At 38.6% G+C, this 23,227-nt stretch carries 16 protein-coding genes; 10 read left to right on the top strand and 6 right to left on the bottom strand.

Annotation, left to right across the window (positions count from 1 at the left end; all coding sequences use genetic code 11):
• Positions 1-23: 23 nt before the first annotated feature.
• Positions 24-2,924, bottom strand: coding sequence for a glycoside hydrolase family 3 N-terminal domain-containing protein (locus ACTIEV_RS00660; protein WP_322196588.1), 2,901 nt, complete (start codon positions 2,922-2,924; stop codon positions 24-26).
• A 123-nt stretch (positions 2,925-3,047) separates the two neighbouring features.
• Entirely contained in the window at positions 3,048-3,458 is a 411-nt protein-coding gene (locus ACTIEV_RS00655) for a DUF5606 family protein (protein ID WP_178887597.1), read from the bottom strand.
• A gap of 283 nt (positions 3,459-3,741) precedes the next feature.
• Here ACTIEV_RS00655 and ACTIEV_RS00650 point away from each other — a divergent pair, with 283 nt between their 5' ends.
• The 3 genes from ACTIEV_RS00650 to ACTIEV_RS00640 all read left to right on the top strand — a co-directional run bounded on the left by ACTIEV_RS00650 (position 3,742) and on the right by ACTIEV_RS00640 (position 5,529).
• Positions 3,742-4,239, top strand: a complete 498-nt coding sequence (locus ACTIEV_RS00650) for a hypothetical protein (protein WP_250687243.1) — start codon at positions 3,742-3,744, stop codon at positions 4,237-4,239.
• Between the two features lie 26 nt (positions 4,240-4,265).
• Positions 4,266-4,643, top strand: coding sequence for a VOC family protein (locus ACTIEV_RS00645; protein ID WP_322196587.1), 378 nt, complete (start codon positions 4,266-4,268; stop codon positions 4,641-4,643).
• A gap of 106 nt (positions 4,644-4,749) precedes the next feature.
• Entirely contained in the window at positions 4,750-5,529 is a 780-nt protein-coding gene (locus ACTIEV_RS00640; RefSeq protein ID WP_322196586.1) for a hypothetical protein, read from the top strand.
• Between the two features lie 486 nt (positions 5,530-6,015).
• Here the strand turns inward: ACTIEV_RS00640 and ACTIEV_RS00635 are convergent, their stop codons facing one another.
• Together ACTIEV_RS00635 and ACTIEV_RS00630 are read right to left on the bottom strand one after the other, a co-directional pair.
• Positions 6,016-7,137 carry an amidohydrolase family protein gene (locus tag ACTIEV_RS00635; RefSeq protein WP_322196585.1) on the bottom strand — a complete coding sequence of 374 codons (1,122 nt, stop codon included), beginning with the start codon at positions 7,135-7,137 and terminating at the stop codon, positions 6,016-6,018.
• Positions 7,138-7,223: 86 nt separating this feature from the next.
• The gene (locus tag ACTIEV_RS00630) at positions 7,224-7,874 is read right to left on the bottom strand and encodes a DsbA family protein (protein ID WP_322196584.1); all 651 of its coding nucleotides are present in this window, start codon (positions 7,872-7,874) and stop codon (positions 7,224-7,226) included.
• 124 nt (positions 7,875-7,998) lie between these two features.
• Between ACTIEV_RS00630 and ACTIEV_RS00625 the strand changes: the two genes are divergently transcribed.
• The 7 genes from ACTIEV_RS00625 to ACTIEV_RS00595 all read left to right on the top strand — a co-directional run bounded on the left by ACTIEV_RS00625 (position 7,999) and on the right by ACTIEV_RS00595 (position 18,393).
• Entirely contained in the window at positions 7,999-9,216 is a 1,218-nt protein-coding gene (locus ACTIEV_RS00625) for a DegT/DnrJ/EryC1/StrS family aminotransferase (protein WP_322196583.1), read from the top strand.
• Between the two features lie 103 nt (positions 9,217-9,319).
• The gene (locus ACTIEV_RS00620; RefSeq protein ID WP_322196582.1) at positions 9,320-9,715 is read left to right on the top strand and encodes a hypothetical protein; all 396 of its coding nucleotides are present in this window, start codon (positions 9,320-9,322) and stop codon (positions 9,713-9,715) included.
• 354 nt (positions 9,716-10,069) lie between these two features.
• On the top strand, positions 10,070-11,599 hold the full coding sequence (gene rpoN, locus ACTIEV_RS00615; RefSeq protein WP_322196581.1) for an RNA polymerase factor sigma-54: 1,530 nt from the start codon (positions 10,070-10,072) through the stop codon (positions 11,597-11,599).
• A gap of 129 nt (positions 11,600-11,728) precedes the next feature.
• On the top strand, positions 11,729-14,056 hold the full coding sequence (locus ACTIEV_RS00610) for a gliding motility-associated C-terminal domain-containing protein (RefSeq protein ID WP_322196580.1): 2,328 nt from the start codon (positions 11,729-11,731) through the stop codon (positions 14,054-14,056).
• 19 nt (positions 14,057-14,075) lie between these two features.
• Positions 14,076-15,065, top strand: a complete 990-nt coding sequence (locus ACTIEV_RS00605) for a PorP/SprF family type IX secretion system membrane protein (protein ID WP_322196579.1) — start codon at positions 14,076-14,078, stop codon at positions 15,063-15,065.
• Positions 15,050-17,686 carry an OmpA family protein gene (locus tag ACTIEV_RS00600; protein WP_439515881.1) on the top strand — a complete coding sequence of 879 codons (2,637 nt, stop codon included), beginning with the start codon at positions 15,050-15,052 and terminating at the stop codon, positions 17,684-17,686. The genes ACTIEV_RS00605 and ACTIEV_RS00600 overlap by 16 nt, the downstream gene beginning before the upstream one ends.
• Before the next feature lie 50 nt (positions 17,687-17,736).
• Entirely contained in the window at positions 17,737-18,393 is a 657-nt protein-coding gene (locus tag ACTIEV_RS00595) for a phosphatase PAP2 family protein (RefSeq protein ID WP_178887630.1), read from the top strand.
• Between the two features lie 5 nt (positions 18,394-18,398).
• Here the strand turns inward: ACTIEV_RS00595 and ACTIEV_RS00590 are convergent, their stop codons facing one another.
• Both ACTIEV_RS00590 and ACTIEV_RS00585 read right to left on the bottom strand, forming a co-directional pair.
• Entirely contained in the window at positions 18,399-19,433 is a 1,035-nt protein-coding gene (locus ACTIEV_RS00590) for a PorP/SprF family type IX secretion system membrane protein (RefSeq protein ID WP_178887632.1), read from the bottom strand.
• Positions 19,430-23,227: gliding motility-associated C-terminal domain-containing protein (locus ACTIEV_RS00585; protein ID WP_439515880.1), on the bottom strand; the 3,798-nt coding region annotated here is incomplete at its 5' end. The genes ACTIEV_RS00585 and ACTIEV_RS00590, both read right to left, overlap by 4 nt.

Genomic DNA, 23,227 nt, shown 5'->3' with positions numbered 1-23,227 from the left:
GTAATATTTATAGAAATCTGGTTTTACCTCACAATAGCTCCATAAATGGCTTCCTGTATGTTTGGACGCACATTTAAGCGGCCTAGTTTGTTACTATTTCGGCTAGGATTTACCCGATTGGAAAGAAAGATATAGATCAGTTGCTGAGCCGGATCTACCCAAACACAGGTTCCTGTAAAACCGGTATGTCCAAAAGTAGCAGGGGAAACACTCAGCGATGGATAAGGTTCTTTTCGGGTGGCATTGTCTTTTTCGGGCTTATCGAAACCCAATCCACGACGGCTGATCTCACTATTATAGGCAGTGAATTTATCGATCGTTGTTTTATTCAACAAACGAATGCCATTCAACTCTCCTCCATTCAGTAATAATTGAGACAGCTTCGCGAGGTCATAGGCGTTACTAAATAAACCTGCATGTCCGGCAACACCTCCAAACATGGCAGCACCTTCATCGTGTACATCACCATGCATTTGTTGTTTGCGAAAATGTGTTTCTACTTCTGTGGGTACCAATACACTTAATGGCATTGACTCTCTTGGTTTGTACATGGTAGAAGTCATGCCCAAGGGTTCATAAAAAGTTTTACGAACATAATTGTCTAAGCTCATTCCACTCACTGCTTCAATGATTTGACCTAAAAAAATAAAATCATTATCACTGTAAACATACTTACCTTGTTCGGTGAGTTTGCTGGATAAAATCCTGCTGAACATGGTATCTCTCCAATCATTGCGTAAGTATACATTTTCTGCAACGCGATAAGAATATTGTGCTGTAGCTGTTTGAGTGAAATATAGTGGAAAAGGATTTCCTGTTGCCGTATCAATCACTTCACGATAAAAAGGAATAAAGGGGTTTAATCCGGCTTGATGCAGTAAAATATCAACCAATTTTAAAGGTGCTTTATCAGTGCCTTTTGTCCAACTGAGGTAATCACCTAAAGTTTTGTTGAGATCAATTTTTCCTTCTTCATACAATTTCATGATACCCATGGTAGTCGCTGAAATTTTTGTAACCGATGCCAGATCAAATACCATATCATTTTTCATAGGTATTGAACGATCGGTATTGGTATGACCAAATGACTGGTGATACACTACTTTCCCGTTCTTGGCGGCTAGTACTACCATACCCGGAGCAGCGCCACTATCGATGGCGGCTTTTGCAATGGCTTCGATTTGTTGAAGTGTTTCACCTCGCATGCCTACAGTTTCTGGTTTGGCAAGCGGAAGCATATTATCATAAACAATACCATCTCCAAAACGAAATCCTTCACAAACGGTTACCGGTAATTTTCCTTTAGCATTGATTTTGCCCATTAACAGATCAGCAGCAGCCTGTTGTGTGATCTCATCATCTTCGTAACAAACAACTAGATTATTGCTATTGCAGATGTATTGAACTGCATAAGGGTTTCCAAAAGCAAATGTGATGCTGTTGTTTCCTTGTAATTTGTTCAATAAATCAAGACTGTTTTTACTCAAACCAAATTGACTGGCGGGTCTGCGATTGTAATTATGAAATCCTACCACAACTGCGTCATAATTCTTGAGTTGTTCAAGAATACTGTTGACTTTTGTAATGGTATCCTTGTTTTCAAAAAAGAAGAGATCTGCGTTAAACGCTTGCTGTACACGTGTTGCAAAAGTATTGGCTTTATTGATGCCAATGCCTATGAAAGCTACTTTATTACTTTTAAGGGGTAATAAGTTTTCATTGTTTTTGCGAAGTAAAGTCAATGCATTGGCTGCCAATGCCTTTTTGATTTCATTGGTTTTTGCATTGAGATCTTCTGCTAAATTTTCAGTATTGATCACTTGTTTTTTATGTAATCCGAGATGGTATTTTGCCAGTAATACTTTTTTAACCCTTGCATTGAGATCATCCCAAGTAAGTTTTCCTTCTTTGATGGCTTGTTTTACTTTTTGGATACTTCCCGGGATATCTCCAGGCAAACAAAGCATATCGTTACCTGCTATCAACGACATAACAGATGCATCTCCTTTAGGGAAAAATTTCGCAACACCCTGCATTTCCAATGCATCCGTAAACGAAATGCCTTGATAACCCAATTCATTACGCAGTAGGTCTGTTACATTTTTTGCGGATAAAGAAGTAGGAAGATTGGCAGTGGTATCAATGGAAGGAATGGCCAAATGGGCAATCATCATACTGCCTACACCCGCTTTGATCAACTCGCGAAAAGGATATAATTCCAACTGATCCAATTGTGCACGTGTTTTATTGATCACAGGTAGATCATAATGAGAGTCTACACTTACATCACCATGACCCGGAAAATGTTTTGCGCATGCCATCACACCTACATCCTGCATGCCTTTCATGTATTGTACACCAAAGAGCGCCACTTTGTATTTGTCTTCGCCAAAACTCCTATCATTGATCACAGGATTCATAGGATTATTATTGATATCAATATCCGGTGCATAATTCACATGGATGCCTATTCTTTTACATTGTTCACCCACAGCTAATCCGAATTGATAAATCAGTTTTGCATCCGGAACTGCGCCCATCATCAGTTGTCGAGGAAAGTTGATCACGCTGTCTAATCGCATACCCAAACCCCACTCACCATCAATGGCAATCATCAAAGGCGTTTTAGCGATCTTCTGATATTCATTGGTGAGATTGGCTTGGCGAACAGGTCCGCCCTGGAAAAAACACAGACCACCTACATTGTATTTTTTGATGAGATCGGTCACTTCCTTTACATGATCAGCTCCAAGATTGCTATGTGCACGGATGATCATCAACTGAGCGATGCGTTGGTCTTTCGATAATTTGCGGAATTGTTTGCGTACCCATTTATCAGCTTCGGGTGTACGCTCATAAAATTGTTGAGCAGCGATACCTGTGAAAATCAATGCAGAAAGACAGAACAGAAAAAGTTTTTTCATATGGTGAGGTTCTGGGCACAAGTTAAGGATTCTACTTTATTTGCGGTTTTTTGCAGGTTCTAAATACTACTGCATAAAAAACCCGCAGCTACTGACTGCGGGTTTTAAGGCGGTTGGAAAAGATTATGCTTCTCCTTCTTCAGTTTCTTCTTCAGATAATTTGAGCTCTACCTGATTGGCTTTCAGGATATTGAACCATTTCACCATCTTTTTCATGTCGCTGGCATATACACGATCAAAATCCATATCAGCATATACTTTTTCAAAATACGTCTTCACTGCTTTAGCATCATTTTCTGCAGGTAATTTTTCCTTGCTTTTTTCCATGGCCTGAAATACCTCTACAAGATTCACGTTTTCGCGTACCGTATATACTTCAATACTTTCCAAATGAGAAAAGTTATGTACACGACTGCTGACAAACTTGGTGGTTTTATCATCCAATGAACGCACAATAGCGCCATCAGTCTTGCTTCCAAGCATTTCAAACAATCCGGGAAGTCCGGTAATAGATATCAATTTACTATACTCCATATACAAAATGTTAGGGCTGCAAAGTAAGGGAAAAAGCATCAGAGTTGGCAGGTCTATACAACTAAGTTCTTACGGATAAATACAGTAAAACCATCCTGTATGATCGAAGATTTCAGCGTCAATGGTTGTATTCATCGACAGGTGGTTATAACTTGTGATGAGTGAAGCACTGAGAAGCCCATATTTTTTGTCTTCCTGAAATGACTTATGCTATTTTTCATCAGAAAATTCTTTAACAAATCATATTAATATTTAATCCCCCTGCAGAGGTACTGATCCATGTATGAAAAGAAAAGATTTTTTAAAGACTTTATCATTTGGAACCGCTGTATTATATGCGCCTTCCGGACTGGTGGCACAAACAGAAAAAGTTCCGCCCTTGGATAAGTTATTGGTTCAAGAATTTGTGGGAGCGGGACATAATAACCTTGATAAAGTAAAAAAACTCTATGAAGAGCAGCCTGCGCTGGTGTATGCAGCACATGATTTGGGAGGTGGTGATTTTGAAACAGCCATAGAAGGAGCCGGTCATGTGGGTAATAAAGAAATCGCTCAATTTTTGATCGAAAAAGGAGCCAGAACCAATTTATTTGTATTAACCATGTTGGGTAAAACGGAAATAGTGAAAGGATTTATAGAAGCTTTCCCGGCTTATTTAACAGCTCGAGGACCTCATGGATTCACGCTGCTGCATCATGCACAAAGAGGAGGAGAAGATGCCAAAGAGTTATTGGAATATTTAAAAATGAAAGGACTAAAAGAAACAAGATCTAAGCTATAATACTTAACACCCTAAAACAGATATTTATGGAACATGCGATCAGTTGGTTTGAAATTCCAGTAACGGATATCAACCGCGCACAACAGTTTTATGAAACGATTTTTGATTTTAAAATGATTCCATTGGATCTGCCCAATATCAAAATGCGCATGTTTCCGGTAGATAATAGTGTTGCCGTTGGAGGCGCACTTTGCGATAGTGGCGGCTTTCATAAAGTATCTGCAACAGATGGTCCATTGGTATATCTAAATGGCAATCCAGATCTTCAGATTATCTTAAATAGAGTGGAAGCTGCAGGTGGAAAGATCATCGTTCCAAAAACAGAAATATCTCCTGAATATGGCTTCATGGCTGTGTTCATTGATTCTGAAGGAAACCGTGTTGCTTTACATTGTATTTCTTAAATATAGTTTTACATGAGTCTATAAAAACTGCGAAAAAACACAGTCGTTTAATATACTGACTGAATCTATTTTAGAGTTTAATTTTAAATTCTAAAATAGATATCCAATGAAAAACGTAAAAACATTTAACAAGGGAGTTTTCTCTGCTGCATTTGTCATTATTATTTTTTCTTTTATCATTTATGGGTGTAAAAAGGAAGATGCTATTCCAGCAAGTATTAACCCTACTATTGAAAATTTCCTAAAGTCAGAAACATTTAGTCGCGCTAAGAATGATATTGAAAAATATGGAGAATTTGATTTCAAAAATGTTAAAGTAGATAGTATTAAAGTTAGAAACGAATGGTATCACTTTTTCACCGTTGAAATTAAAAAGGGAGATAAAATTACAGCTACTTTAGATGTTGTAGATCTCCATGATACTAGGTACTTACCTTACAATGATAAATACGCTATGAACATAAGTGATTTGTCAAATTTTGATTTTGAAACTAAAAATGGCGAAATAAGATCAATTGATGTTAATTATGATAATTTCCATCATTCTACTTTTAACATAAAAGACAATATAATTGAGAAAAGAACATATAAAAGCCTCACATATGAGCTTTCGGTAAAGTTTCACTCAATAAGGATGCCAGGAAGAAACACAGAACAAATAAAAACTATTGTAGCGAGTGAAAACAAAATATCCAATAAGGCAGTACCTTGTGATAGTAATCATAATGGAAATCTAGGTTTTTGGGAATGTTATGGTTGTTTTAAAGAAGCCTCAGAAGTAAAAGGAACATTTGGTGAATGGTGGTGTGATGCTCCTGTTGCTGGCTGGGTCTCTTGTTGGACATCAATTTCAGCAGCATGTGTCATTTTATCTAGTATTTATTAAATTGTATGACGATGGCTATCATTATATTCTTACTTTTCGTAACAGGGATTATATTCTCAATAGTTGACTTACAAAAACAAAAGAGCTTCTCAAAAAGGTATAAGGCTAATATGACTTACTTGATCATACTGTTACCGGTAGCGGGTTCAATAATCTATTATTTGATAAAAAGCCACAATGTGCAAAGTTCAAGAAAGTAAATTATTTATAATGATGTCAGATTGCACTTAGTTCTGTTATAGTGATGCTTATTGCTGTAGATAAAAATATTAATAAATCAGGAAAAATTGTTAAGAATAAAAGTGTAAATAAATTCATACAGCTGGATTATAAAAAGTTTTGAATACCAAACACATCATCGTAGACAATTTACTATTTATATTCGCTTACAAAGGGTGACGCTACCGGATAAAAGATTGTTTTAAAAGAATTAGCCACAGATACATCCACCAAGGTGGACGAATCTGTGGCTAATTCTTTACTATACTAATCAGCAAATAAAGTCTTATCAATATTCGGAATCAGTCTGAGTGCATTTTTATAATACACTTTCTTCAACACTTCATCACTCAATCCCATCCCATACATTTTCCAAAAAGCATGGTATTTTTTGTGATAGGGGAAGTATTCATCTGTTGTTTCCAATACACGGAAATAAGTAGCATACTCATCAGGTACCCAACTGTCTTTTCCAAACATGATACGATCCTGATATTTATCAAAAAAAGCTTTGGCTGTTCTTGGTTGTCTGCCTAGTTCTGCAATCACTGCCCCAAATTCTATATACATATTGGGCATGTTATCTAATAAGCTGCCGAGTTTAGCGAGATTATTTGGATACCATCCAAAATGTGCTGCAATAAAATTGGTTTTTGGATGACGCTTGATGATATTGTGCTGTTGTTGAATGAGATCAGCCCAAGGTGCCGGATCGGTATCAGTTCTTTTACGATCTGGTCTGGTGGCCAATTCCAGCCAACGTTCATTTTGATCATCTAAAGGTTGCCAGAATGGTTCTGGGTCTGCGCTGTGGATCAGCACCGGTATTTTTAATTCGCCACATTTTGCCCAAATCGGATCCAATCTGGGGTCATCTATGCGCAATAACTTGCCGGTATTGTCTTTAAAGGAAAACCCTAAGTTTTTATACACTTTCAGACCATTGGCACCCGCTTTTACATCGTTCTCTAATTCCTTCACCGCTTTTTCTGCCCATCCGGGTTCTCCCACACCAATGAATGACACATTGGTAAAATGAATGATCCTGTTGGGCGTTGCTTTCTTTGCATTGGCAATGGCATCAGCCAAATATTGTGGATCCTGTAAACCAAATTGTCCATTCACCGATTTGAATCCCCTGCCACTTAAATTCACCATCACACGCATGTTCAGTTCATCCATTTGTTTCAATAATGCTTTTACATCTTGTGAGGGCATATTGAATTGATGATTGTGTACATCAATAAAAGGGAATTTGGCTTTGGCGACTTTGTGTTCCGGTACTACGAGTGTACTTTTCGGTTCATATTTTTCAAAATCCATTTTGGCATTCTGTGCCATTAAAGCAACTGCACAGCTTAGCGCTGTGATGGTAAATATCAACTTCATGTGTATATGATTTGAAAACGAAAACTATTCTGATGAATCGATAAGCAACAACCACTCTTATATCTTAACGTTTCTTTGTGTTAGTGTTAGCCCTGTTGTAACTCATTTAAAACATTATCCAGTCTGCTTTTCAGTGTATCAAAATCGGTATATCCTCTTGCCAACAGATGAAATTTTGTTTCACTGATTTGTATCAATACGCAAGGGTAACCTGTCACTTGTAATTGTTTTACCAATGAGAACTCATAATAGGCCTGTTCTTTGTACGTATCACTTTTCAGTTTCTCATAAAAAGTTTCAGGGTGGATGCTGTATTTCTCTAGTAAATGTCTGTAAGCTTCATCATCTGTTAAATCACGACCTTCAAAATGTAAAGCGTATTGTAAATCAGATGCAAAACCTACTTGTTGATCCGGATAGAACTCTTTGAAAATACAAAGAGCAATGGCCGGTTTTTCAGAATGCGGAAACCAATCGCTCAGATCCGGATTGTTGATATGCCACAAATAGTCGGGTCCGAATGTAATACCGGTATATTCTTCTACTGTTTTGTATGCTTTTTGAATATATCCGGCCGTAGCAGCAATGGAAACGGGTTCTTCCGGTAAAATCATCCCACCTGATAATACTTCAATGGGTAATTGAGGATATTGTTCTTGTATTTTTTTCATTACCGGACTAAATCCATAACACCACCCACAATAGGCGTCGTAGCAGTAGAAGAGTGTTGGAGTCATGGGGCAAAGATAGGTGACAGTTGATAGTTGACAGATGATAGATAACGAGAATCTTTTTGCTTCTGTCATCTGTCTTCTGTCATCTGTCAACTTCTTCCTTATTTTTGCATCAAACTTTGCAACTATGCCTGGATTCGAATTATTTGGTGCTGAGGAAAGAAAAGAAGTGAATGATGTGCTGGAAACAGGCATCCTGATGCGTTATGGGTTTGATGGTCCAAGGAAAGGGATGTGGAAAGCCCAGGAGTTGGAAAAAGCCATCACTGAAGTATTTGATTGTCAATATGCTCATTTAACGTCCAGCGGAACCGCTGCATTAACCACGGCTATGTCTGCTTTGAATATTGGAGCAGGCGATGAAGTGATCATGCCTTCTTTCACTTTTGTGGCCAGTTTTGAAGCGGTATTGAGTGTGGGAGCGGTACCGGTATTGGTGGATGTGGATGAAACATTGACGCTTTCACCTGCTGCAGTGAGAGCAGCCATTACCCCAAAGACAAAATGTGTGATGCCTGTTCATATGTGTGGTAGTATGGCCGATCTGGATGCGTTGAAAATAATTTGTACTGAACATAACCTGATCTTATTAGAAGATGCTTGTCAAAGTATCGGTGGAACTTATAAAGGAAAAGCATTGGGTACCATTGGTCATGCAGGTACTTTCTCCTTTGATTTTGTAAAAACCATTACTTGTGGGGAAGGCGGTGTGGTGATGACCAACAGTGAAGATGTTTGGACTAAATGTGATGGTTATACAGATCATGGACATGACCACAAGGGTGTTGATCGCGGTGCAGATCTGCATCCTTTCATTGGATACAATTTTAGGATCAGTGAATTGCATGCTGCTGTGGGATTGGCACAAATCAGAAAGCTGGATACTTTTTTGAGTTTGCAGCGTAAAAATAATAAAGCGTTACGAGCATATCTGGAAAACATACCGGAACTAAGTTTTAGAAGAGTACCTGATGAAGCAGGTGATAGTTGTAGTTTCTTGAGCTGGTTTTTACCAACTGAAGCGTTGACAAAAGCGGTGATCGCTGAAATGAAAGAGCAAGGAATATTAGCAGGTAATTTTTATTGGTATGCGAATAACTGGCACTATATCAGCAAATGGGATCACCTGAAAAATGCAATTACCTTAAATAGATTGAGTGATGTTCAACAACAAGCATTATTGAAACTGAAAGACAGTTCATTTGCTGCAAGCGATGCTGTAATGAGTAGATGTATTTCAACCGCTATTAGCTTGTTATGGACAGAAGAGCAGATCAAAGAGAAGGGTGAAAAAATGGTAGCAGTTATTAAAAAAGTATTGGCAAATGCTACAGTGAATGCCTGAGCCTAAATCATATACTGCTTATTATAAACCGGTGCCCCTTAATTTCTGGTTTTATTTTGGGGTAATTATCTTTTTGCTACTCATTGGATACAATATTTTCCGAATGGCAGTACCCTTTGATTCTGATGATTTTTTGGATCAGTGGTTTGTACCATCTGCCCATGTCATTCTTTTTTACAGTTTTCTTGAAAGGTCTTATAAAAAGTATAAAAATAGTAAGGTTAATAATTGTTTTATTCAAGTTGACTCTGAAGGCATCAAATGGTGTGTATATGAGGCTAGTTATCATGTAAGAGAAAGTGAAATTATTGTTTGGAGTGATGTAAGGAAAATAGTAGTCGATGATAAAAAGATCACAATTAAGTACATGTCAACCTACTTTTCAGATAGTATTCCTTTTGAAAAATTAGCTGAAGAAGATAAAAATTTATTGATCGAAGCTTTGAATGACCAGATTCAACATCGCTCTATTCCTTACGAAAACCGGATGGCCGCTTAAGAGAAGCCGGTATGAATGTAGACTGCTTTCCTTCCAATAGATTAACGTGATCTAAGCTGCCTAATCGAAAACGAAATGGCACTTTAGTGATCTTTTCAAGTTGCAATTCCTTTTTACAAAAAAATGATAAGTTTTTGCAGTAGTAATCTTCAGACAGTAAACGAAAGCCTGTATTTCGTAAACTATCTGTCAATATAGGTTTTGACTGCACAGACGTAATGAATTGCGCTTTCGTGGAAACTGCAGTAATTAGGAATAAATTCACAAACAAACAAATCCGTTTCGCTAACATCTTGCAATGATTGTACGTAAATTTACGGCGTTTTAGCATTATGAGATGTTAAACAAAAAAAAGTGCTAAATGGGATTGTTCATTTGTATTTTGAGGAAGATATGTCGTTAAGCCAGTCGTTACAACAGAAATTATTGCAGAAATTATCTCCACAACAGATTCAGTTAATGAAACTGTTGCAGATACCTACTGCCAATCTGGAAGAACGCATCAAAGAAGAATTGGAAGAGAACCCCGCACTGGAAATGGATGAAGAAGGTCATACGGATGATTTTGGAGACGACATGAAAGATGAGTTCGAAAACTCGCCTGAAGATGAATTAGATCCTGATGGGAGTTCAGATGAATATGATAATGTAGATATCAGTGAATATGTAATGGATGATGACGGTGAAATAGCCGATTATAAAATGAAGGATGATAATTATCCGGAAATGGATGATCAAAAAGTGATTCCTATTCGGGTAGAGACTAGTTTTCATGAATTGGTATTGAACCAATTGGGTATGCTGGAATTGGATGAAAGAAATTATAAGATTGCAGAACAAATTGTAGGGAGCTTGGATGATGATGGGTATTTGCGTCGCGAATTGACTTCCATTGCAGATGATTTGGCTTTTCGTCAGGGTTTGAGTGTGGAGGAAAAAGAAATTGAAGATATCATTCAGCAAATACAACAGTTTGATCCACCGGGAGTTTGTGCAAGAGATTTGAAGGAGTGTTTATTGCTGCAACTGAAAAGAAAGTTGAGTGAAGGTATTTCTGTAGAACTGGCAGTTCAAGTGCTTTCCAAATATTTTGATGAGTTTACCAAAAAGCATTATGAGAAAATTCAGCGTGGATTAAATTTAACAGATGACCAAATTCGTGATGTCATCAATCAGATCATCAAGTTGAATCCCAAGCCAGGAGGGAATATTGGTGAAATCAATAAAGCCGAGAGTTATATTGTTCCTGACTTTTTTATCCTGAATAATAATGGTAAGCTGGAGTTAACCCTCAATGCTAAAAATGCGCCTGATCTTCGTATCAGTGAAGGTTATCGAGATATGTTGAAGGAGTATGATAAAGGTAGTAAAAAGGATAAGCGTCAGAAAGAAGCCGTTCTTTTCATCAAGCAAAAGATCGATTCTGCTAAGTGGTTCATTGATATGATCAAGCAACGTCAGGATACTTTGATTGGCACCATGAGTGCCATCATGAAACACCAACAAGAATTTTTCCTTACTGGTGATGAAACGACGATGCGCCCCATGATCTTAAAAGATATTGCAGAGCTTACCGGGTTAGATATATCTACCGTTAGTCGTGTAGCCAATAGTAAATTTGTACAAACAGAATTTGGTACCTATCGATTGAAATTTTTCTTTAGTGAATCACTGAGTACCGACAGTGGGGAAGAAGTGAGTACCCGAGAAGTAAAGAAAATATTAAGTGATATTATAGAAGCTGAAGACAAGCGTAAACCTTTAAGCGACGAGGTATTAACAGAAATGCTACAGGAAAAAGGATACAATATTGCACGCAGAACGGTTGCCAAATACAGAGAGCAACTGAATATACCTGTAGCGAGGTTGCGCAAAGAGTTGTAGTGATATCCCTACTTTTTTATAGAATCTCCCGAAATGCTTGATTTTTCTCGATTTCAAGGCAATAATCTTGTTGTGTTTTAGTATCTTTATCTTATCTGCAAGGGCAGCTAAAATTCAATATCCATCCACGTGAAAAAGCGAAATGTATTATTTGCTTTATTCATGGCTTTATATATAGCCATGTCTCCCTTCCATCTGTATGCGTCTTCTGCTGCAGATACAAGCCGTTTTATTATTCAGTCTGACACCACTATTTGTAAAGGAGTATCTATACAACTTGAGCTTAGAAATCCTTTACCTAAAGACACTGTATTACCGGGTGTATGGAAACAACTCATTAGTGCTAACCAAATCAATCCATCATCATTTAATATCAAACCTTTCGGATACGATAAGGTGAATCAGTATCTCTATTCCATTATCAACAGAACCGTTACACGTTATGATCTGAAAAAAAATGAAGTAACCATTATTCCTGCCACTAACTGGCCAGGTGATTATTCTGACTTTGTATACGATTTTACCAATAACCGTTTATTGTGTTGGAGAAGTGGACGAGATAATATTTATGCGCTGCCTGCCAATGGTGGTACTTGGACACAAATTGGAGCAGGCGTTGCAGATAATGAATGTTATGGGGCTTCTGCTTACTGGAATCCATTGCTGAATCAGCTGGGTATTTATGGCGGTTATGGTTCTGCACAAGTGAAGAGTTGGATTTTCGAACACAATGGAACTGCATGGCAGATGAAAAAAAATAATCCTGCGATTGATATGGCTCCTCCTAAAGGTGGCAATATTGTTGCCAGAAATAAAGATGGCTCTAAACTGTATCTTTTTTCCGGTCAAGGTAATTACAGCGGCAGTGAACTAACAGGATCTTGTACGTTGGGAAGTCCATGGGCTACTGCTACAGGAATTTTCTGCTGGCTGAAAGACTTATGGGAATTGGATCTTAATACTTATCAATTCAAGAATATACTGCCTGTTAATGAACCGTCTATTCAGTATGAAGGAGCATTGGCTTATGATTATGACAAATCGCGATTTTTTCTTTTTGGTGGATTTCAGCCAACAGGAGATTATATCCGCAATCAATTCTTAAATAACACGAACAAAACTTTTCGTTTTCATCCATCGAAAGATGGTGGATTTACAGAGTTTCAAGCAGATGGTTCTGTACAACCTCCGGCAATGGCAAGGACATCATTACCCAATTATGCCTATTATGATGAAATAGGTAAACGTGTTATTTGGGCTCGGTTTGATGGTATCTGGGCATATTATCCGGATTCTTCTACAGCTCCCATTCCCGATACCAGTTATAGATGGTCTAATGGAGCCACTACAAAAAATATTCAAGTACAACCGGAGCAAACAACCAGGTATACGGTTACAAGAACCATTGGTACAACTGTTTCAAAAGACAGTATTCTCATTACTGTAAACAACTTAACTACACCGTTAACCGATACCGTAAAAATTTGTGCCGACAGTGCTTTATTAGATGCAGGTTTGGGGCTTACTTCTTATCTATGGAATAGTGGATCTTCAACTCAAACTATCTGGGTAAAACAAAGTAGTCGGTATATCGTTACGGTTTCTGATGGTATCTGTTCTGTTAAAGATTCAACCGAGGTATTGCTTGGTGTGGTGGTAAATGACTTTATCATCAGACTTGAGAAAGATTCTGTTTGTAATGGGGAATCAGATTCTTTGTTTATTCCCTCACCACAAAATGGCGTTACATATAAATGGTATGTTACAGGTAATCCGTTGGCAGTACATACCGGTGAATACCTGAAGCTGAATTCAGTTGTGGCTGATACCACTTTTATGGTGCGTGCAACCGGCAATCCTGATATATGTCCGGCAAAAGCTGCCAATGCAACGATCGTGTTGAGAAAAAAGACAGCTTCGCCCATGATTCAAGCAGATAATATTACCGGAAGTTCTGTACGGTTTAGGTGGAATAGTGTTGAAAATGCTATTGGCTACAAACAAAGTATGGATAGTGGTATCACATACAATGATCCTTCATCGGGCTTTCAAGGACTACAGCATACGATCAGCGGATTACAGCCCAATCAAACCGTGAAGATATGGGTAAAAGCCATCGGTAGAAATACCTGTGAAAACAGCGATAGTGTGAAAGCTGTTGCCACTTCATTGAATCCTTTTGGGGATGGTATTTATGTGCCCAATGTTTTTACTCCGAATGGAGATGGCATCAACGATTTTTTCCAGGTGTATGGCAATACCATTGAAACCATGCGATTGGTGATTTATAATCAGTGGGGACAAGAACTGTTCATCAGTACAGATAGGCAGAAAGGCTGGGATGGAACTTTTAGAGGCCATCAATCGCCTGCAGGAAGGTATTCTTATGCGCTGGAAGTAAAATCACAAAGCGGTAATAAAATAACAAAATCAGGTTCTTTTAACCTGGTCAGATAAATTTAAAACAGATCCATGCATGCGTAGATGTTTACTCATATTGAATCTGGTGGTGGTATTATTCATCAACAGATCAGCAGCGCAGGTCGATGCACATTTTACTCAGTATTATGCGCATCCATTATGGCTGAATCCGGCTCTTACAGGAGTGAATGATGGCTTTTACAGGGTAACGGCAAATTATAGATACCAGTGGCCTTCTATTGCTTCTCCATTTATTACCAAAGGTATTTCAGGTGATATCAGTGTATCTGATGCTTTTTCAGTTGGAATGACAGTGCTGAGTCAAACTACAGGTGATGGAGGATATTATTATAACAATGGTTATCTATCTGTTTCCTATAAAGCCCGATTAACAGAATACAAAATGATTAGTGGTGGATTTCAGGTAGGTATGTTGAATCGGGGCATCGATCCGGGTAAGTTTCAATATGGGAATCAGTACAATCCATTCATAGGCTACGACCCAACCATCCCATCCAATGAACAATTTATGCGTATCAATGCTACAGCTTTGGATGGAAGTCTGGGTCTTATGTATTTTGATGCAGAACCTGATAAAGCGGCCAACGCATTTTTTGGTGTAAGTGCTTATCATCCTACACAACCCCGCAATCAATTTCTTGCTAATGGCAACAACAATAAAATTCCAATGAGATATGCACTTCATGGCGGAGTAAGGATGCGGATGAGTGATCGTGTAGATCTCACACCACATGCAGTTTTGCTGAAACAGGGTGATGCCAGTGAAATTACCGGTGGGTTATCCATGAATATGCAACTGCAGGAGGGAGCTGATCTGCTTTTAGGAACGACTTATCGTTTAAATGATGCAGTGGCACCTAATATTGGTATTCACCTGAATGGACTGACGATAGGTTTCAGTTATGATATCAATATGTCGAAAATGAAAAGTGCATCCTCTGGTAACGGGGGATATGAATTATCCATCAGTTTTATCGGACGAAGAAAAATTACGGATTCGAAGTTTGTATGCCCAAGATTGTAAACCCTAAATATTATTTGCCATTTATTGTTGTATTGCTGTCTTTAGTAAACAGTAAACAAATATTGTATGCACAGCGTGCCAAAAAAATATTGAAAACGGCCGATGCTGCATTCAAGTCAGCAGATTATTATCAGGCATCCAAATTATATGCAGTTGTTTTGTATGATAGTCCATTGGTAAAATCAAATACAGGTCTTGTCTATCCGCATCAAGCTGTAAGTCGAAGAGGAAAATTAAAACCGACAGAAAGAATTAGGGCTACTTATCAGTTAGCTGAATCTTATCGTTTACACAATAACAATGGGGCAGCGTTGTTGGCATACAAGGATTACCTGAATTTTAGGGATAGCAGATTTCCACTGGCTCAGCTATGGTACGCTAATAGTCTTTTGGCGAATGATGATCCCATCAACGCACAAAATGCTTACAACAATTTTTTAAGTAGATACCCCAAAGAAGATGAATATGCAAGTATGGCTCGCTTGGGTATTGCATCTTGTTTGTATACCGTTCAAGAATTAAAAGAAAATCAGCGGGCAACAGTTATAAAAAGCAGCACGACCAGTTCTTCCGATGGTTCCAATTTTGCGCTCGAAAAAACAAATGATAGTATCGTATGGTTCACGAGTTCGAGGCATGAAATGGTCAAAAAACAAAAAACATATCCTGTACGACTTTATACCGGAAATGATTATACCGGATTGGTAAAAAAACTGGTTTCGAGTGCCGATGATCAACTGAACATGGGGGCTTCCTCTTTGTCCGCTGATGGATTAACGCTTTATTTTACCGGTTGGAAAAAAAATAAGAGTAGTGCAACAGATGAATACCAGATCTATTACCTAGAACGCGGTTCAGTATCAGCGCAGTGGGGTAAACCTATGGTATTACCGGCACCTGTAAATGTTAAGGGCTATAGTTCTAAACAACCTTTTATTACTCCTGATGGACAATATCTTTTCTTTTCATCTAATCAGCTTGGAACTAAGGGTAGCTATGATATTTGGATGGTAAAAATGAATGGTAAAATACCTCAAGGTGCTGCCATCAATGCAGGAGTACATGTGAATACGGTGAGAGAAGAAGTGTCGCCCTATTTTGACGCCACTGATAGTAGTTTATATTTTAGTTCAGACGGTGCGATCGGCATGGGAGGAATGGATATTTATAAAGCACAGGGCACTCCTTTTCAAAATAATTGGTCAAAAACGGTTAACCTAGGACACCCCATCAATTCCGGTAAGAACGATCTATACTACAAAAAATACAAAGGCTCTGATACAGTATATTTCAGTTCAGACAGAGCATCTTCCTGCTGTCTTGAAATATTTAATGCTATACTGCTGCCCTATACTCCAAAAAAAGATACGGTATTATCGATACCAGTGAAGCCGCAACAACCAAGACAGGATACTGTGAAGCCGGTACAGCCTGTTGTACAACCATTCATTAAAAAAGATACCGTTCAAACCATCAAACTCACACCTGATTCTATAGAGGCTATTACCACAAAAAGAATGTATGTGAATTATAACTTCGCCAGCGCAAAAATCAGAAGTATAGATGTTCCTGTGTTAGATGAAGTCGTGAAGCAGTTACAAGAAAATCCTGAGCTGAATATTGCGGTTGCTTCCTTTACAGACTGTATAGGTTCCCGCGAAGCCAATATAAACATGTCAAAAAAGAGGTCAGCATCTGTACGAGCATACTTGATAAAAAAAGGTATTGATCCAGCGAGACTTAATACAGATTATTATGCCAAACGATATTTCTTAATGGCATGTAAGGAAGATGCTTCTTATGATAAAGCTGTACAAATAGCCAATAGAAGATCAGACCTTATACTTACAACTGATAAAAACCCACGTTGGGTTCCATCCGGTGAAGAAATAGGGGCAGATTTATTTGACAATCAGTCAGTAGTTGCCACCACCACTGCTGAAGCTGGTAGTAAGTTAGTAAATGAGCAATCTTCAAAATCTTCGGTGAATAAGCGTACCAATAGTAAACTTCAAAAAAATGAAAAAGGAAGTGGTGGACGTACGATAGCTGAAAAGAATGTCATTAAAGCGGATACTGTATTGCCGGCAAAAGAAAAAATCAGACAAGAAAAATCTACTAATAAGATAGCGGTTCAACAGCCGGCATCTGTGCCTGATCAGAAAACGAATACAAACAAAGGGGTTAATCAGCAGCAGAAGCTAGACATCAGCGAGTTACTAGAATTTGTTCCAAAGGTTAAAGCTAATAATCTCGTAGATGAGATGAAAATGCGTATACCGAGTAAGCCTTTATTTGTATATACTACATCTGACTCTGTGCGAGTGGATCTTTTTGATAATGGAAGTTTTGATTATGACTCCTTATCAGTTATTTACAACAAAGAAATTGTTGTTTATAAACAGTTGTTGCGTACCAATAAACCCGTCACATTCTATGTGAAGCTTAGTAGTGATCAAAGTAAAAATGAAATGATATTTTTTGCAGAGAGTCTGGGAATTACGCCGCCTAATTCGGCATTAATGGTGATTACAGATGGTGCAAATAAGCGTACCGAAGTGAATATTTCAAGCGATTTCAACTTTAATACGGTAGTATACTTCATCAAAGTCAATAAGTAGTTGTAGTATTGCGGTGTCGAAAAAAATCATGCACCGAAATAAGGATGATCATGAATGAAGTTGTTGAAAAAAATGATAAGCAGTCATTATTGCTGGTAATACCTGCGAAGATTATTTCGTATGTGTTTCACCCACTGTTTATCCCTACCTATATTTTCTTCTTTTTGATGAAACAAGTGCCTTATGAGTTTGCCGGTATTTCACCCTGGCAGTTAAAAATGAGGTTGTTCGGCTTATTTTGGCTAACTGCTTTTTTTCCTGCTTTTGCAGTCTTTCTTTTATGGCGCTTGAAATTCAGTGAAAGTATTTTTTTGAGGACGCAAAAGGAAAGAATCATTCCTTTTGTGATCACCATGTTTTTTTATTGGTGGATGTATTACCTAAGCCGAAATTTTACGGATCAACCGATAGTACTGAAATTTTTCTTCATGGGCATATTCATTGCAACATCAATCGGCTTGGTCTTTAATAATTTTATCAAAATCAGTCTTCATGCCATGGCTGCCGGCGGCGCCGTGATGGCAGTGATTCTATTTTCATACTATTATCAACTTCCTTTCGGATTTTTCATCAGCATAGCTATTCTTCTTGCTGGCCTGATTTGTACATCCAGGTTATTGGTAAGTGATCATACTCCTTCAGAAATCTATTATGGCCTGTTGGTAGGAGCTGCCTGTCAGTTCATTTCGTATTTGTTTGTGATGTGATGCTGTTAAAATCTTACGCATCTTGTTTTATCGATGCTAGAGTTTCTGATTTTCAGGAAACCACGATAGGTTGCTGTTAATTCTAGTCCACCTCTCCAGTTAGAAACTACTTTTAGTTTAGATATATTCACATCATAACTTACGCCGACACTGAAATGTTCAAACTCCATTTTAACAGTGGGTATTAAAGCATCGCCCCATCTCATAAAACTGCCGATATAGAAGAGATCAGGTTCATTGCCATCATCATATTCTCTGATGGTCATTCCATATAATAGCCCCCCTAGTATTTGTTTATTGTTGTTCTGTGTAAAATAATCTATGAAACCCATGATTCGGCTCCGTTCACCTGACGGTGCATTGATGCCTGCATTGAAAGAGAGTCTGGGCGAAAGAAAATTTTCTGTTGATCCTGTAACAGATTTGATGGTTGGGTTGGTTACATGTGATAAACCGGCTGCTACATACACCCTGGTTTTATCATTAAAGGAAGTACTCAATGATAAGCCTGTACTGAGATCCCAATAGGAATAACCCGAATTTGTGATGGGCTGTGCGGTCGGGTTGGCAGCATTGTATTCTCCGCCACGAAACTGGTCACCCATTTTTAATTTTGAAGCATCAAACTGACTGGAAACAGGTCCACCCATAAACGCAAGAGAAAGATAAGTATCGTTATCGTTGCTCAATGATTTATGATAATTGATAGCAGGAAGTATCTGCGTTCTTCTTAGACGAAGATCTCCGGCAACATCAATACTCATTTGTGAAGCGATGGTGAGAAAGTCGTTTTTACCGCCCATAGGAATTTTGTGTTCTACACTCATGGAAGATGTTTTAAATGGAACGGTAACACTTCCCCACTGACTTCTGTGTGCTACAGAAGCCCTGATGTCGCCTGTGAACACACCCGCCAAAGCAGGATTACGCAACAGCGGCTGTTCATAAAACTGAGAGAAGGTAAAATCTTGTGCATGCACTTTACCGGTGATGAGTATTGCTGCTAAAGCAATAAAGCGAAGGGTAGAATTTTTGCTCATTTTAATATGGTTATATTTCCTTTAAATATGGTTGGTAATCCTTTTTCACAAATGACTTCAGATACATATACAAATACATCCGGTGTTACTGCCTTGCCAAATGCTGTTCCATTCCATGCATAGGCGGGATCACCGGGATAGAAATTGGCTTTCTCGAAAACCAGTTGCCCCCATCTGTTGTATATTCTAAAACTTTTGATCAGTTTAATACCCTTGCCCTGAACCAATAATATATCGTTCACGCCGTCGCCATCAGGTGAAAATGCATTTGGAACAAATAATTCTGTAGCAGGACAAAGCGTTTTAATGCAAATCGTATCAGTGCTCACACAGCCGTAGTTGTTTACTACCGTACAGGATATACAGGCATCATTGGAAAGTTTTACTTCCGGAGTTGGACAGGTAGGACAGCTAATAGAAACATCACCACCCCAGCGCCATTTTTTGATTTGATCATTACCACCATTGATAGTATTGGTTGATAAAACCCTTAGTTGGAAACTGGTACCTGCCGTAATAATGGTATCTCGGCCAATATTGATTGGTGTAGGACGACCCACTACTACTTTAATCTGAGCAGTATCTGTAAAGCAGTTATGAGCATCTTTACCAATAACATTATACACTGTAGTTTCAACAGGTCTTGCAACAGGATTGGCTACCTGTGTATTATTTAATCCGGTTTCAGGATACCATCTGTAGCTGCTTGCACCTGTAGCAATGAGTTGTTTGCTTTCGCCGATACACAATGTATCACCTTGTGCAGCAAACATTTTCAAAGGTTGAATAACACGGATGCTGGTAGATTTAATTTCACTGCAACCATGTTCATCATAACCTATTACGCGAACGGTGGTAGTTCCGGTTGGACGAATAATGTTTGCATTGGTACCGGTTGCAGTGATATTATTAAGTTGATCGAACCAGATATAATGTCTGGCACCAGAGGCGATCAAGCGAATAGAATCACCTTTGCAGATAGTACTATTGGGAGTAATATTAATCTCAGGAAGCGGATGCACCGTCATTGCTTTATAAGCAGAATCAAAACAGTTATTCACTGTTGTGGCAGTCAATCGAACTGTATATTGTCCGTCTATGAGATAGCGAACAGCAATCAAAGAATCTGTACTTCTGGTACCATTACCCAAATTCCATAATAACATGGCGATGGTATCTTTTGAATTTACAATGGGTGCTAGTTGTGTTAATTGACCTTTACAAACATCCCTGATCGCATCAATATCTACCTGTGGGAATTCAAACACATTGACTAAGAACTGAGCTTGTAAAGTATTCACACATCCTAGATTACTTACTACACTTAGATTCATGGTATAAGTGCCTTCAGAGGTAAATCGGATACTGTTTTCTTTTTGATAAACAGTATCACCTGGAGCAATGCTCCATTTCCACTCTGCGATTCCGAAATTGGATCGGCTGCGGTCATTAAATTGATATACTGTATTTCCGCAATTATTAGCTCCAGACAAAGTAAAGTCTGCAATTGTCTGATCTACTTTTACAGATACTGTATCAGAAGAACTTACACAAATACCATTTGATATTTCCCACGCAAATTCATAAGTGCCTGGTACCAATCCGGAAACAGTCGTATTCGGATTGGTTGCATCAGCAAAGGAAACATTATTAGGACCTGCTATTTGTCTCCACATGCCGGTTCCTGATAAAGCTGTATTCGCTCTTAATGTTGTGAAGCTTGCTGCATTACATACGAGTATATCATTACCTGCATTGGCAATGGTGACAGGTTCAACAACTGCTATTTCTACAGGAGTTGTATACATTACCGCACAGGTACCGTTTTTCACGAGACTACGGTACAAAGTAGTACGCTGAAGATTATTGTAACGGATGGTATCGGTAAGCGCAGTATTTATCGGACTCCAGATAGCACCGCTGTTCTCTGATGATTCCCACTGAATAACGCTACCCAGTTTACCTGATAATATGACTTGTCCCGAATTGTTGTTATAACAAACTGTATCAGCTCCGCTAAGTGTTCCGGCAACAGTGGCTGCATCAACAACAATATTTACAGTATCACTAAATGCTGCAGAACAAACACCACTTTGTACCATTACTCTGAATAAGGTTGTTGAAAGCAGGTTGCTGAAACTATATTGATCACCCGTATAATTAATCAGTGTCCAGTTATTGCCATTGTCTATTGAAGATTCCCAACGGATAAGATCACCAACATAATTGGTAAGTTGTAATGTGCCGTTATTGGATGTAACACAAACGGTATCATTTGCCGCGATATGTCCACCTACTGTTAATGGATTTACAGTAATCGTAACTGTATTTGAATACAATGAAGCACAAACCCCACTCTGTACCAATACCCTGAATCTGGTAGTGGCAGTTAAATTTGTGTAGCTATAAGTGTTTTGTGTAGTATTGATCGGACTCCAGTTTGTGCCGTTATCAACAGAACTTTCCCATCTAATAATGGTTCCGGTATAATTTGCAATAGATAATGTACCTGTATTGATATTGGTACAAACAGTATCATTTCCGGATAATATACCTGCGGAAGTAGAAGGATCAATTCTTATCTCCACTTCATTACTTGAAGAAGGACATACAGCATTTGAAATAGTCCATGCAAAACGGTAAGTGCCTGTGCTGAGACCGGAAATATTGGTAGCTGCAAGTCCTGCATCAGCGAAAATGGCTGTTGTAGGTCCGGAAGTCTGACTCCACAAACCCACACCGGAGGACGGAGTGTTGCCTTCCAATCTACCGGTACTACTATTACACAAAGCCTGATTTAAACCCGCAACAGCAGCTGTTACCTGTGGCATTACTGTGATTTGAACCGGGTTTGAATAAGCGGTTGCACAAACACTGTTTTGTACCAATACCCTGAATAAGGTAGAAGCAGTTAGATTAGTATAAGTATATGTGTTGCTGGTATTCGTTAATACTGTCCATGAAATACCATTATCAGTAGAGTATTCCCAATGTAAAACGGAGCCGGTTGTTCCGCTTAATTCCAGAGAACCGTTATTGGTACCTGAACAAACAGTAGCATTGGATGATAATACACCCGGAACAGTCACCGGAGCAATCGTGATCTGAACAGTATCTTTTGAATCAATACAAAGATTATTGGTAATCGTCCATACAAAAACATAAGTTCCAACAGTTAACCCATTGACAGCAGTACGTGGATCTGTAGCGTTAGCAAAAACAGGAGTAGTAGGTCCTGACACATGAGTCCAAGTACCTGTACCAGATACCGGCTGGTTACCTTCTAATACAGTGGTTACTGCATTACATAATAGCTGATCTGCACCTGCATTTGCAGGAGTAACAGGTTGTAAAACGGTAATGGTAACATCATTTGAATTCAATGGATTACATGAACCACTTTGTACAACAACACGATAAGTTGTGGTTGTATTCAAATTGGTATAAGTGAGCGTGTTGGTAGTATTGGTAATAGTTGTCCATGAAGCATTTCCCGGAGTGGTGAATTCCCATCTCAGTATATTACCGGTATATCCACTCAGCGAAAGGATATTACCATTGGCGGTAGCACATACAGTAGCATCAGCCACCAATGTTCCCGGAATGGTAAGCGGGTCAATTCTTACGATCACCGTATCAGCTGAAGGTGCGCACGTTCCATTACCGATTGTCCAGATGAAATGATAGGTGCCATGTGTAAGTCCATTCACTGTTGTATTTGGATCATTGGCATTGGTAAAGCTTACTGTTGAAGGAGCACCGGCAGCCAGTGTCCATGTACCCGTACCTGATGT

It is taken from the genome of Sediminibacterium sp. (genome assembly GCF_051861365.1).
Taxonomy (GTDB): Bacteria; Bacteroidota; Bacteroidia; order Chitinophagales; family Chitinophagaceae; genus Sediminibacterium.
The sequence above is the reverse complement of the archived record's forward strand: the minus strand, read 5'-3'. Positions and strand labels throughout refer to the sequence as shown.